This is a genomic window from Dactylosporangium sp. CA-052675 (genome assembly GCF_050947935.1).
GTDB lineage: Bacteria > Actinomycetota > Actinomycetes > Mycobacteriales > Micromonosporaceae > Dactylosporangium.
This window is the reverse complement of sequence record NZ_CP192010.1, coordinates 8,004,146-8,016,835: the sequence shown is the minus strand read 5'-3', so window position 1 is coordinate 8,016,835 and position 12,690 is coordinate 8,004,146. Positions and strand designations below refer to the sequence as shown.

General features: G+C 68.5%; 8 protein-coding genes and 1 pseudogene. 4 read left to right on the top strand and 5 right to left on the bottom strand.

The window, feature by feature from the left end:
* Positions 1-2 precede the first annotated feature (2 nt).
* Positions 3-2,282 (bottom strand): tetratricopeptide repeat protein, encoded by a 2,280-nt coding sequence (locus tag ACQP1P_RS35520; protein WP_433077799.1) that lies wholly within the window; start codon positions 2,280-2,282, stop codon positions 3-5.
* 185 nt (positions 2,283-2,467) lie between these two features.
* Positions 2,468-3,154 (bottom strand): alpha/beta fold hydrolase, encoded by a 687-nt coding sequence (locus ACQP1P_RS35515; RefSeq protein ID WP_433077797.1) that lies wholly within the window; start codon positions 3,152-3,154, stop codon positions 2,468-2,470.
* 281 nt (positions 3,155-3,435) lie between these two features.
* Here ACQP1P_RS35515 and ACQP1P_RS35510 point away from each other — a divergent pair, with 281 nt between their 5' ends.
* From ACQP1P_RS35510 to ACQP1P_RS35495, 4 genes are all read left to right on the top strand, one after another.
* Positions 3,436-7,239: a hypothetical protein gene (locus tag ACQP1P_RS35510; RefSeq protein WP_433077795.1), complete on the top strand. Its 3,804-nt coding sequence runs from the start codon at positions 3,436-3,438 to the stop codon at positions 7,237-7,239.
* 50 nt (positions 7,240-7,289) lie between these two features.
* The gene (locus ACQP1P_RS35505) at positions 7,290-7,694 is read left to right on the top strand and encodes a DUF2690 domain-containing protein (protein ID WP_433077793.1); all 405 of its coding nucleotides are present in this window, start codon (positions 7,290-7,292) and stop codon (positions 7,692-7,694) included.
* A gap of 278 nt (positions 7,695-7,972) precedes the next feature.
* Positions 7,973-8,386: a hypothetical protein gene (locus ACQP1P_RS35500; protein ID WP_433077791.1), complete on the top strand. Its 414-nt coding sequence runs from the start codon at positions 7,973-7,975 to the stop codon at positions 8,384-8,386.
* Positions 8,319-9,071, top strand: coding sequence for an IS3 family transposase (locus ACQP1P_RS35495; protein ID WP_433077789.1), 753 nt, complete (start codon positions 8,319-8,321; stop codon positions 9,069-9,071). Before ACQP1P_RS35500 ends, ACQP1P_RS35495 begins: the two co-directional genes overlap by 68 nt.
* Before the next feature lie 380 nt (positions 9,072-9,451).
* Here ACQP1P_RS35495 and ACQP1P_RS35490 read toward each other — a convergent pair whose 3' ends face one another.
* The 3 genes and pseudogenes from ACQP1P_RS35490 to ACQP1P_RS35480 form a co-directional block, all read right to left on the bottom strand.
* Positions 9,452-10,045, bottom strand: a complete 594-nt coding sequence (locus ACQP1P_RS35490) for a tyrosine-type recombinase/integrase (RefSeq protein ID WP_433077787.1) — start codon at positions 10,043-10,045, stop codon at positions 9,452-9,454.
* Between the two features lie 247 nt (positions 10,046-10,292).
* Positions 10,293-11,087 (bottom strand): NPCBM/NEW2 domain-containing protein, encoded by a 795-nt coding sequence (locus ACQP1P_RS35485; protein WP_433077786.1) that lies wholly within the window; start codon positions 11,085-11,087, stop codon positions 10,293-10,295.
* Positions 11,088-11,600: 513 nt separating this feature from the next.
* Positions 11,601-12,674: pseudogene (locus ACQP1P_RS35480) on the bottom strand (transposase); the annotation flags it as partial.
* Positions 12,675-12,690 lie beyond the last annotated feature (16 nt).

Below are 12,690 nucleotides of genomic sequence, written 5' to 3'. Positions count from 1 at the left end.
CATCACGCCGGGCCGTGCTGCTCCAGCAGCGCCTCCGCCTTGCGGGTATCCGGATGATCGGGACCAAGAAGCCAGCGGCGGGAAGACAGCGTCCGCTCCAGCAGCGCGACGGCCGGTTCCGCCCGGCCTGCGGCGAGGTACGCGCGGGCCAGGTTGAACCGCGAGTGGTTCGTGTCGGGATGATCGGCCCCGAGCAGTTCGGCTCGCGTCGCTAGAGTCCGCTCGTACAGGACGATGGCCTCGGCGAGCCGTCCCGCGTCCTCGTACCCGCCGGCGAGGTTGTTCTGCGACTGGAGAGTGTCGGGATGCTCCGCACCGAGCGCCTCGACCCGGGCGGCAAGCGTGCTCTCGTAGAGGTCGACCGCCTCGGCGACGCGACCGGCCGCACGGTAGCAGCCGGCCAGATTGTTCCGCGAGCGCAGGGTCTCGGGATGTTCCGGGCCCAGGATCCGGCTGCGGTCGGCGAGAGCTTGCTCGGTCATCACGATCGCCTCGTCGAGGTGCCCCAGCTCCCGCAGTCCGACGGCGACGTTGCTGGCGATCTCCACGGTATCCGGATGGTCGGGCCCCAGCATCCTCGCCCGGGCGAGCATGGCAGAACGACCGTACTCGATCGCCTCCTCAAACCGGCCGGTCGACCAACAGCCACCGGCCACCCCGTAGCGCGACGTCACCGTGTCCGGATGGTCGGGGCCGAGAACCTCTTCCCGCAGCGACAGCGACTGCCGGAACAGGTTGAGCGAAGCGGCGTAGCGGCCCTGGCCCCGATGGTAGAACGCGCACCACCACAGAACGTGCGCCGCACGGTTGCTCAGGTCGGTGCCTAGGGCCGCCGGGTGCTGATCCTCTACCCGGACCGCGAGGGCGTCGATGTGCGCTGCGATCGCGGCCCAGCGCGGCCACTCCGCGAGCGTCGTCTCCGGATCGCCCGTCGGTAGCGCCGCGTGCAGCAGGGCGACGGCCTCACCGAGGGCGCGTGTCGTATCGGCGTGGCCCATGCGGATGACGGTCTGCACGAGGCGGTGGATGCCGATCGTGCTGTCGGTCCGGGTGATCAGGCTGTACGACATGGCGAGCGTCAACGCGTCCTCGACTGCAAGGGCGTCGGCAAGGGGCGTGAAGAGGTCCGCGGGAATCCGGTCGGCGCCCAGGTAGGCGACAACATCGAGGATTCGGGCGGCGAGAGGGTCGTCGGCGGTGACTGCGTCGATCGAGACCTGCCACGTGCGGGCGACCAGGTCGTCGCTTGGATGAGCCAGGGCCCGCGCCCCGAGGATCCGGCCGGGCTGCTCGGCGAGCCAGCTGCGGTACTGCGCAACGCTGACGTGCGCCCGCTCCACCAGATAGGCCGCGGCGTGGCTGAGCGCTAGCGGCAGGCATCCGGTGTCCTCGACGAGCCCTTCGATGTCGGCCCGCTCGGCCCGTCGACCCGTCCGGCGCAGCAGCAGATCGACGCTGGCGTCCTTGTCCAACAGTGGCAGAGACAGTGGCGTTAGGCTCAGCGTCCGCCAGTCCAGGTACCGCCGGCTGGTCGCAATCACGCGCCCGTTTGAGCCGGTCGCCAGCACCGGCTGAATCGCCGCGAGGTCCAGCACGTTGTCCAGGACGAGGAGCCACCCGTCGTGGGTGGCGAGCCAGCGCTGGGCCCACGCCGCCGTGTCACCGATGCTCGCCGACGAGGGCCACTGCGGCTCCAGCGTGCGGGTCAGGGCGGCGAGGCCGGCCGCGATGTTCTCCACCGTGTCCGCGCTGATCCACCACACCGGGTTGTACTGCTGGCGGTGCGCATCGGTGAACTGCAGCGCCAGTTCCGTCTTGCCGACCCCGCCGAGGCCATGAACGACTGGACCGATGACCAGCCCGCGGTCGGCGCCGCTGAGCAGCGCGTCGAGCTGGCGCAGCGCGTCGTCCCGGCCAACGAACAGCCCGGCAGGCCGGCGAGGCAGGTTCGACAAATCGGCCGGTGCGACGGCGCCGGCAGGCTCGCCGGGCCCGGTGCCATGCAAGCTGTCCTGCTCGCGGTGCTCCTGCAGCCGCTCCCAGGCGATGCGGTAGCCGTTCGGGTCTTCGCCGCAGAACGAGACATAGGCGACCACCGTGTCCCAGGTGGGCAGCACGTCGCCGCCGGCGGCCTCCGACAGCGCGGTCCGGGAGCGGCCAGTATGTCGAGCCATCGCCTGGTACGTCGGGTTTCCCGCCTTCGTACGCACGGAGCGCAGGTCGGCAGCGAAGGCGTGCAACGGGCTGAGATCGGGGAACAGGGCACGCTCGGGGCGAGGCATGCGACGCTCCAAGTCACTCGAACAATCGACTCCCGTGAGCAGATGGTAACGCTTGGCGAGGTGCCCGATACCCTAGCGGATCGGTGGAGGTGGTTCCGGCTTCTAGCCGTCCTACGTTCACCATGCGTGGCGGTGATCGATACGAGTTTCGTGAGCCCGTGCGGTTGTCCAGGGCGCCTGGCGGCTTACTCGATGCCCGGACGAGGCGGCGGTATCACGGCATCGGCGAATCCGGTCACTGCCTGCAGCCACAGGTCTGGGCACGCCCGGTGCGCGCAGTGCCCGCAGTCAATCTCAACAAACCGGTCCCGGCCGACGAGATCCCTGACGAATGGACGCGCCGCCGACAGGGCACCGTCGGTGTCGCTCGGCGGTGCGAGCACTGCGGTCGGTACCCCGACGGCGGCGACTAGCGCCGCGAGGTCCCACCGCGGCCGGGTGGCGAGTGCGGCCTCGAAGCCCGCGATGTCAGCTGCTAGCGCAGCGTCCACGGCGTACCGGACATCTTCTTCGGCCCATTTCGGGTTCAGCGCTCGGAAGCTGCGCAGCGCCGCGTCCCGGTCTGCGGCCGGTTCGGCGCCGACCGGGCGGCCAGCGTGCGGTAACGCATCCGGCGGGTCCTCTAGCACCAGCGCCCGTACCGAGCGGAGGCGCCGGGCGGCGACCATGAGCGCGACGAGTGCGCCGAGACTGTGCCCGACGAGCAGGTCGATCCGCTCCGGCAGGCGCTCGGCGGTCAACGCTGCGAACCGCTCCAGGCTGAACGTGCCGGTGAGCCGCGGTGCCCGGCCGTGGCCGGGCAGGTCGACGGCGTGCACCCGCCAGCCGCCCTCCGCGAGTGCGGGCCCGATCCGCCACCAGGTCGACGCCATGGACATTGCTCCGTGCAGCAGTACCACTGTGCCGCGCCCCGCATTGGACGACTCCCACACCACAGTCACGTGACCCCCTAACTCCGGCCCCGGGCGACCCGGCGGCGACCGCCACCCTGCTGCTGGTGACTCGTTGTCCGTCGCCAGGTCCGGACAACAGCTGCGGTCCGTAGAAAGGAGCACACCGACAACCCGGATTGGGAGGAACTTCCGTGCGAACCCCACCAAGAACCGGGCCCCGCAGAACGATGCGGTCCGCGATACAGCGGATCTCTCGCCGCGTGGTGACGGCGGCCGTGGCGATCTGCGCGCTGCTGCTCACCTCGATGCCCGCCCAGGCGGCCCCGCCGCCGATGCAGTCACCGCCGCCCGCCGGCGACTCAGGAGAGCTGACTGCCTCTGTCCCGGCCCCCGACCGCGACCAGGTGCTGCCCAAGGGCTGGCGGTCGGCTGACGACCGGGTGATGATCACGAGTGGCGACGCCGCCGGGCTGCACGTCCTCGTCGCCGAGCAGCGCACCGGCTACGCGTGGCGTACCGTCGCGTCGCTGGCCGAGCCCGGGTTCGACGCCGACCAGTGGATCGGCAACGCCTGCGTGACCGGCTCCGGCCGGCGCGCGGTCGTAGCCTATGCCCCACGCACCTTCACCAATGACGACAACCTCTTCGACCGCGGCGCGTTCAGCGCGGTCGTCGACCTCGACACCGGCGCGGTGACCAAGCTCCCCACCCTCTCCACGCTTGCGTACTTCAGCCCCGGCTGCGGCGCCGGTGACACCGCTGTGCTCACCCGGTTCCGTGCCGACGAGGCCAAGGGGATCACCGAGACCCGGCTGAGTGTCGTCGACGCCGCCGGCAACCGGCCCGTCGTAGAGCACACCCTCGAGGGCACGGTGACCTCCGCCGTGCCGGTCGACGGCGGGCTGGTCGCGGCGGACGGCGCCCGGCTGGTCCGCATTCCGGACAAGGGCGCGCCGGTCGGGCTGGTCCGCACCACAAATGTGCCATTCGACCTGCGCGCCGACGGTGCCGGTGCCGTCGTCTACACGGAACGGGCCGGTGACCGGGTCCGCGTCGACCGGGCGGCCGCCCAGCCCGGCAGGGCGGCGGCGACACTCGCCACCGGGGCCGTCGGCAAGCTGGGCACGCTGTCGCCGGTCGGCGGGCGCGTGTTCCTGGCCGGAGCCGCCGACGAGGTGCGCAAACTGCCGGCGTCCGTGGCTCGCACCGCGGCCGGCCGTGACGCGCAGCTGTCCAGCCGCGGGCACCTGGCCGTTACCGGAGCCGAGCCGGCGGACAAGTTTGGCGACGACCCGGCCGGGCCACGGCGGTTGCGGATCGACGCCGACGTCTTGCCAACCGGCAAGCACGTCCGGTTCGGTGTCACCCCGGACGCGGGAGCGGGACGCGAGGCCGAGCACCCCAGCCTGGCCGGTGGTAGCGCCCGTGGCCTGGTCGCGGGCTCGCCGACCGACCCGGTCGACGCCGATCGGGCCTGCTCGGTGCCGCGCAACGACGCACGGACGCAGGTGTACCAGCCGACGCCGCGCCAGGTCGAGTGGGCCGCCGACCAGGCGGTCACCGGCAACCTGACGATGACCCGGCCGGCGAATTGGCGGCAGTCCGGTTTGCCCGCGTGGAGCGCGCAAGGCATGTTCCCGCGGCCCGCCCTCACCGGTGGCGGCCGCGTCCCCGTGCAGGTACTGCTGGGGATCCTGACGCAGGAGTCGAACCTGTGGCAGGCATCGAGCGTCGCGCTGCCCGGCGACACCGCCAACCCGCTCATCGGCAACTTCTACGGGCGGCAGCTGTACAACAAGAACGAGAACGACGACTGGATCATCGACTGGAGCCAGGCCGACTGCGGCTACGGCGTCGCTCAGGTCACCGATGGCATGCGCCTCGGCGACCCCACTCGCACTCAGGCCCAGCAACGGGCGATCGCCCTGGACTATGCCACCAATATCGCCGCTGGCCTGCAGATTCTCGTCGCTAAGTGGAACGAGACGCGGCAGGCGGGCCTCATAGTCAATGACGGCGACCCAGCCAACATCGAGAACTGGTTTTTCGCTGTCTGGGCGTACAACACCGGCTTTCACCCGAAGGCGGGCGCCGGGCAGCCGTGGGGCCTCGGTTGGTCCAACAACCCGGCGAACCCGAAGTACCGGGCGGACCGGCGGCCCTTCCTGGAGTACACGTACGCCGACGCCGCCCAGCCCCAGTGGTGGCCGTACCAGGAGAAGGTGCTCGGTTGGGCGGGTCATCCGATCGACTCCGTCGTCGCGCCCGACACCACCATCGCCGGCTACCGCGCCGCGTGGTGGACCACGGTCGACAACCGGCTCACGGTGAAGCCGCCGATCGACCAGTTCTGCGATGCCTCCAACGATTGCCATCCCGGGTCGGTGTTCGTTCCCAATGACCCCGCCGTCGCCGGCGAGCGGGAGGGCCCGTGCGGGCACCGCAACGCCGCCGGCCTGTACGACCTTCAGTGCTGGTACCACCAGTCCAGCACTTGGAAGGACTGCGACTCGCAGTGCGGCTTCGAACTGCTGCGCTTCGACGAGACCTATCCGGAGCAGCCGGACGGCACCAGCTACCCGCCGAACTGCTCGCTCGACGGGCTGCCCGACGGCGCCCTGATCATCGACGACGTCGCCGACTCGGTGCCGTCGGTGCGGACCTCCTGCGGCCACCCCTGGACCAACCAGGGCACGTTCGGTCTCACGTTCGGCTCCGACGCCACCGGCAACTACCCATCGAAGGTCGATTTCCACCAGATCGGTGGCGGTTTCGGGGGCCACTTCTGGTTCACCCGCACCCGCAGGACGGACGACCCGGAGATGAAGGTGACCGGCATCTGGACGCTCAACCGGCCGCTCAACGGCTGGGCGCGCGTGATGGTCCACATGCCGGACCAGGGCGCGCACACCCAGCAGGCCGACTACGAGATCAACCTCGGCAACGGCACCAAGCATCGGGTCGTGCTGCAGCGGACCCTGCAGAACCGGTGGGTGCCGCTCGGGGCGTTCTCGTTTGTCGGCACCCCACAGGTCCGGCTCACCTCGCAGACGTACGACGGCACCGGCAACGACGACATCGCCTTCGACGCCGTCGCATTCCAGCCACTGCCGGGCAAGCCGCACGACCAGGTCGTCGCGCTCGGCGACTCGTACTCCTCCGGCGAGGGCGCCTCCGTCACAGGCGGCGGCGACTACTACGCCGAGACCGACAGCAACGGCGACGACCCGGCCACCCGCAACGCCTGCCATCGCTCCCGCAACGCCTGGAGCCGCAAGGCCGTGCTGCCCTCATCCGGCCAGCCGATCGGCCAGCGCGCCGACACGTGGGGCCCGTCGCTGGACTACCACCTGCTCGCCTGCTCGGGCGCGTGGACCGACAGCATCATGCCGCTGCGGCCGCAGCACACGCCCAGCAGCAACCATCAGGAGCAGTACGGCGAGCTGAACCAGCTCGACCGCGGATTCCTGGACGAGAACACGACGCTCGTCACGCTCTCGATCGGCGGCAACGACGTCGGGTTCGCCGGAATCCTCAAGCGATGCATCCTGGAAAACCCCATCGTGCAGTGCCAGGAGACGACGCTCGACGGCGACACAGCGCCGCTGCACGAGATCACGCCCCAGCGCATCGCGCAGACCGGGGACAGGGTCCTCGCGGTCCTGTACAAAATCCATGACCAGGCGCCCAACGCCAAGGTGCTGCTGATGGGGTACCCGCGGCTGCTCGAATGGTACGGCGCCTGTCTCTTCCCCGTGGTCGGCCCCGGTGAGGCGGGATGGATCGCGGACATGGGCGTGCTGCTCGACCAGAAGCTGGCCGACGCCGTCTCGCGCGCCAACGCTTCCGGCCAGCAATGGGCGTGGTACTCCGACCCGAACGAGGAGTTCGACGGCCGGGGTGTCTGCGGCGACCCCGAGTCCATCCACGGCATCGTCGCGGCCAAGACGCCTGGGGAGGAACCGGGCCTGGGCGCGTCGCAGCAGTCGTTCCACCCGAAGAACGAGGGCACCACGCTCTACGCGCAGGCGATGAACCAGACAGTGGCAGGCATGAGCCTGTGACGAACCCAACCGATCGGAGGAGCGACATGCGACGAAGGATCATGACTGCGATGCTGGCGTTGGTGCTGGGTATGACCGGCGTGGTCGCCGTGCAGACGCCGGCGCTGGCCGTCACCTGTTGGGGTGACTGGTGCTCGGGGCAGGACCCGGACGGGTCAGGTTGCAGCGCGGACGCCTACACCGTGGCGTCCGCCAGAATCCCCGGCACCTACACCTACATCGAGCTGCGCTGGTCGCCGACGTGTAAGACGAACTGGGCCCGGGTGCCCATCACCTGGGGGACGCAGTCCCCGGACAGCCTGCGGGCGTATCAGTGCAGCACCGGGTACACGCAGAGGGGGGTCGTGAATAGTGGCGGCGACTACTCCTGGACGGCAATGATCTACTCGCCGGTCCAGAAGGTCCAGGCACAGTGGGTCGGTTCCCCGGGGACAATTGGCACCGCCTGCGTATGACCTGCCGAATCACCGGGCCGGAGTGCCGTCCATGTGAGCGTTGTCTGGGCGGGGGCCACTTCGGTGGATGGCCAGTTATCACAGGATCGCTGCTTGGCCAGGACCTCTGCACTGCCTTGCCCGCGCCAATCGTTCCAGCGGTCTAATCCGAACAACGAGTTCGACCCTAAGCGCCTACGGCGTCCTGGAGCCAATCTACGGCATCGTGCTGGCCAAGGCGCCGGCGACGAGCCGAGATGGGGTCTGCAGCACCGCTCATCATGGAAAGAGGAACCAAGGTGCGTCGTTTCGTCGCAAAGATTCTGCTGGTGCTTGGCATCGCCGCCGCAGTCGGCGGCGGGGTGTTGGTGCCGAGCCCCGCGCACGCCGCGCCCACGGCCGGCTACCCGAACGCTCTGGTGGAGTACCTGGCCTCGACCAGAACCATGCCCAGTGTCAGCGACAGCACCTACTGGGGGTATGCCCTCAGTAAGGGGCCGGGTCTGAGCGGTCGACAGACTGTCGCCGTCGGCTGCTGGCAGGACGGTGACTGGGCCACCGGCAATTACTCTACAAACCGGTGGTTCAAGGTGTACGTCTGGGAATCCTACAACGGCTTCGACAATCCACAGTGGCTCTTCGTCCATGCGTCCTACGTGTACAACCAGCCCGTCGTCCCGCGCTGCAACGGTATCTGGCTGCCATCGGAATAAGTCGTACAATCGACGAACTGACTGGAAGTGCATCGATGCCCCGCCTGACTACGGGCGAGGCATCGATCAGAGACCCCCGGCTTACAGATACCGAATCCCCCCACGGCTGTGTAGCACAGCCGTGCCGGCAGACGCAGCGCCGCGAGATCGACAAACGCCAGCGCGATGCTCAGTGCGGCCCACCACATGTACGTCGCTGAGCACTCGAGCGCGCGCCGACGCGGAGCTCGCCGAGAAGATCCTGGAGGTGCATGCGGCATCCAACGGCACCTACGGCGCGCCGCGCATCCACGCCGAGTTCGCCGCCGCCGGACTGCGCCACGGCCGTAAACGCATCGCCCGCAGGATGCGCGCCGCCGGTATCCGCGGTAAGAGCCCGCGCCGATGGTGGACCGCCGCCATCCCAGACCCTCGCGCGAGGCGTCCAGTGGTACAGTCGGCTGGCGCGACGACGACCTCGTCCGGACCTGATCAACCGGGAATTCGCCGTCGATGGGGCCGCGATCGACACGCGCTGATGCGGCGACATCACCTACGTCAACCTATGGGAAAGCTGGCTCTATCTGGCTACCATCATCGGCCTGGCGTCGCGACGAATCGTGGGCTGGGCCGTCGCCGAGCACCTGAAGACCGACCTGGTCCGCCCTCACCGGCGCGCGGACGGCGCGTGTGTAGCCATTCGTGAATGGCCGATCAAGATCAAGATTATGCTGCATGCTGTTTCGACGCCTTTACTCGTTCGGGCGGGACGTCAAGATGTCTCACTGCCTGTCCGGGCGACCGCAAGGTGTCGAAGTATGAGCCTGTGACCAGCAATTACGTGGGCAGATGGCAGTTGGCGAGGGGTCATGCAAGCCGAGTCAAGGGGTCCAACAGCGGCGTGCTAGACCTGGCAGTTGTGATGTTGTATTCCGGGCGCGGCTAGGTCGTGAGCGTTGCGGTTGGTGTGATGAGTTCGGCGAGGTCGTGGGCGGCTTGTTGGCGGCGGCAGGTGCTGATGCGCGAGTAGTAGCGGAGGAGGATGGCTTGGTCGTGGCCGAGGCGTTCGGCGACTTCGGGGATGCCTCAGCCGAGGTTGAGAAGGTTGGAGGCTAGGAGGTGGCGGATCTGGTGAGGTCCGATCGGGCGGACGTGGGCGGCTCGGGCGAGTTGGTTGAACCGGTTGCTGAGGTTGTCTGGCCGGAGTGGTTGGCCGCGTCGGCCGAGGAACATGTGGCCGGAGACGAGCGCCGCCTTCGTGGTTGGTCTGATGGTGGTGAGTGTCGCGAGGGTGGCGGGGTCGAGGAGGAGGGTGCGGGTGCCGTTGTGGGACTTGGGTGGCTTCTCCCGGACGTGGCTGGTGGGTTCTTCCACGACGTGTTGTCGGCGGACGGTGAGTGCGGCGAGGTCGGGTTCGAGGTCGGACGACTTGAGGCCGCAGAGTTCGCCGCGGCGTAGGCCGGTGGTGAGCAGGAGTCGCCAGAGCGGGTAGAGCCGGTCGCCGGTGGTGTGTTCGAGGAAGGTGCGGGCTTCGGCGATGGTCCAGACGGGTCGGAGGTCGTCGGTCTCGCGTGGCTTGTGCGCGCCGAGGGTGCGGCCGGTCTGTTCGACGAAGGCTTCGGCGAGGATGAGGTGGAGGGTTCGTAGGGTGGTGCGGCACACGCCCGGCAGCCCGGCCACGCCCTGCGCGGCCGGGCTGCAATCCCGCTCCCCGTCGGACGCTGTCCCGCTGCACCTGCAACACCCGCCGGAGCGATTCATACAGGTCCAGCCCGGTGGTCGGATCGGCGGGGGCCGGACCAGCAAGCACCATCGGCGTGAAGTCACCGGGCGCCACATAACCTAGTCACCGCAGTGACCAGCAGCTACCCGACAAGCAATGACACTCGGGTCTGGATGCCGACCACCTTCCCGCATGGCTGCGCTGTTACGGCGTAAGAGTCGCCTGACCCCAGACCATATACGCTCTCCAGTCGTCGATTCCGCACTGATAACGCTTAGAATCATGTAGGAACAGTCGCAGCCGCAATCCGCCTTTGACAGAGACGCTTAGCCGTTTCGACATGCCCTGCGTCAGGGTGCCTTGTGCAAGGGTGTTCCCGTCGATCAGGATTGCATAAGACATAGTAACGCCCGAAGAGTCCGTATCGTCCAACCCGACGGTTGTCGTGAATCCGGCATAGGCCCGAGAAATATTGTAATCCAACCAGAAGTCGCCGCTGTCGCCGTTGCTGCAGCCGGCGTTGGCCCGTATCGAGTGCGGGTAGGACGTGCCATTGGTCGAATACGAACCTTCGCTCCAAAGGCCGGTGCCGCTCTTCTTGTCGTGGTCCGTCAGCGACAGATCCGCAAGGTACGTGGGTTCCGGCACCGGCGGCGGTCCTGTCGGCATCGACGACTCGCCGTCGGTTGGCGACGTTGAAGCGCTGTCCGTCCTTGAAACATCAGGGGAGGTGCCGGTGGTGGTCGGCGCCGCGTCGGCGGTCGTTACCGGGGGAGCCGTGGTAGGCGTGGCCGCGGTTCCGGCGTTGCTGTTGGCATTCGGATTACTTTCAGGCCGAGGGACGGCGAGGGTCACCACGACTGAGATGAGTACCAGGGCGACGACCAACCCCACCCGCCGACCGGCGGAGACGTGGTGTTTCAGTGGCGGCAACTGGTTGATCGCCCAACCCAACAGTGCGGCGACAACGGCTGCCAGCACGGCGAGCGCGATATTCAAAGAGACCTCTTCCGCTCTGGTGTCCAGGAAGGGAGCATGCCACCGTTGCTGCCTCGTCGGGATTACCTGAACGGTTGACGGCGTTCTCCGTGAGATTGACGCCATGAAATGCCATGGCGTCCGGCCGGGCTCGGCCGTACCTGCATGGGGACCCACGGGCCACCGGCAGAAGGGGCCGAAGTCACCGACGGAGCCAGATGTACGGAGAGTGCAGCGCGGAAAGTGGGTCAGGTCGCCGAGCGCTCCACGAAGTGGATACAGTTTATGCCAACTCGGCAGCGGCGTCGTCGTGGTAGGCATCACGCCCTGTCAATGAACCCGATGGTGATCATCGCCGCCCGAGGTTGACGTGCGATGCCACCGCCATTGTCCCGGAACGCTCCGGCGATGCGTCCGGACGGCGTCAGTTGGTCCGCGCTGCAGTTGGGTGGACGAGATCTCGCAGGCGGCTGGGGTCGGAGGCAGCGACATAGCGGAAGCTCTACGGCGGTTGGAACGGCGCGTCTTCTGGTCGATGTGGTCTTCGACGCGGGCGTGGCCGCGGTGGCGGGCTTCGAGGTACTGGATCGAGCCGTAGCCGGGTGGGGTGTCGGTGGCCATGACCTGGTGGCACATGCCTTCGATGGTGTCGAACAGCGACAGTTGCGCGCCGGGGGCGGCCGTTCGCGGCGCACGATGAGCCGGGTGCCGTCCGGGTAGCCGTCATCGGGGGTCAGGCCGGTCGGTTCGCAGATCTCGGCGCCGTCGCGGGGCTCACCGTCGCCGTCGAGGGCGGGCACCCACTGCAGGTGGTGTTTGGCGTGCAGGATCGCCTGTCTCAGCGGCTCGGTGATCGCGACGCCGACCGAGAAGCGGGTGTCCAGGCCGTGCTCGCGCCGGGCGCGGATGTGGGCGAGTAGGCCGTGGGTGTAGCCGGCCGAGTCCGACCGGATCAGGATCGGGGTGCCATGCCGGTAGGTGTCGGGAATCTGGGCCAGGGCGTCGTCGAGGACGGTGATGTGGTCGGCGGTGGTGTTCGACCCGGCCCGGCCTCACGCAGCATCCCGGACAGCGCTTCGCGGGTGTTGTCCAGGAAGCACCGGCAACGGGTGGTAGCCGAAGCTGCCTTTCCAGGTCGGGGTCGTGGCTTCCTTTTCCGAGTGGCAGATCACGATCGAGGCGTCCAGATCGAGGACCAGTCCGGGGACTGGTAGCCCGGCCGCAGCCGTCTGCGGCACCCCGCCGCGGGTCTCGAACCGTTGTGCCCACGCGGTTTCCCGTGCCACGGCACGGGCGGCGCGCAACCGGTCAGGCGCCGCACTGTCCATTGCGGACAGCTGCCGCCAAGCGGTCGCGTCCGACGCGACCAACCCGAACAACGCCGGCTGATCGCGCAGCACGGCCAGATCCGAGATTGCTTCGCCGCCGTCGGCGAGCATCACCGCCAAATCCACCGCTACCCGGCCCGGGTCATGCACACCCTGCCGTTGCCGCAGACCGCCCAGCGCCTCACCTGCACGCGCGGGTCAGAGCGGTCGCCTCCGCGACATCCGCGAGGAGATGGGCACCGGCATGGGCGACCACGTTGATGCGGGTGTAGTAGCGCATGAGGGTGGCGGGGTCG

Coding starts and splice junctions, on each gene's coding strand:
- ACQP1P_RS35515 (WP_433077797.1), bottom strand. CDS start 3,154: ATGGCGTCGACCTGGTGGCGGATCGGGCCCGCACTCGCGGAGGGCGGC.
- ACQP1P_RS35495 (WP_433077789.1), top strand. CDS start 8,319: ATGCGTCCTACGTGTACAACCAGCCCGTCGTCCCGCGCTGCAACGGTA.
- ACQP1P_RS35520 (WP_433077799.1), bottom strand. CDS start 2,282: ATGCCTCGCCCCGAGCGTGCCCTGTTCCCCGATCTCAGCCCGTTGCAC.
- ACQP1P_RS35505 (WP_433077793.1), top strand. CDS start 7,290: ATGCTGGCGTTGGTGCTGGGTATGACCGGCGTGGTCGCCGTGCAGACG.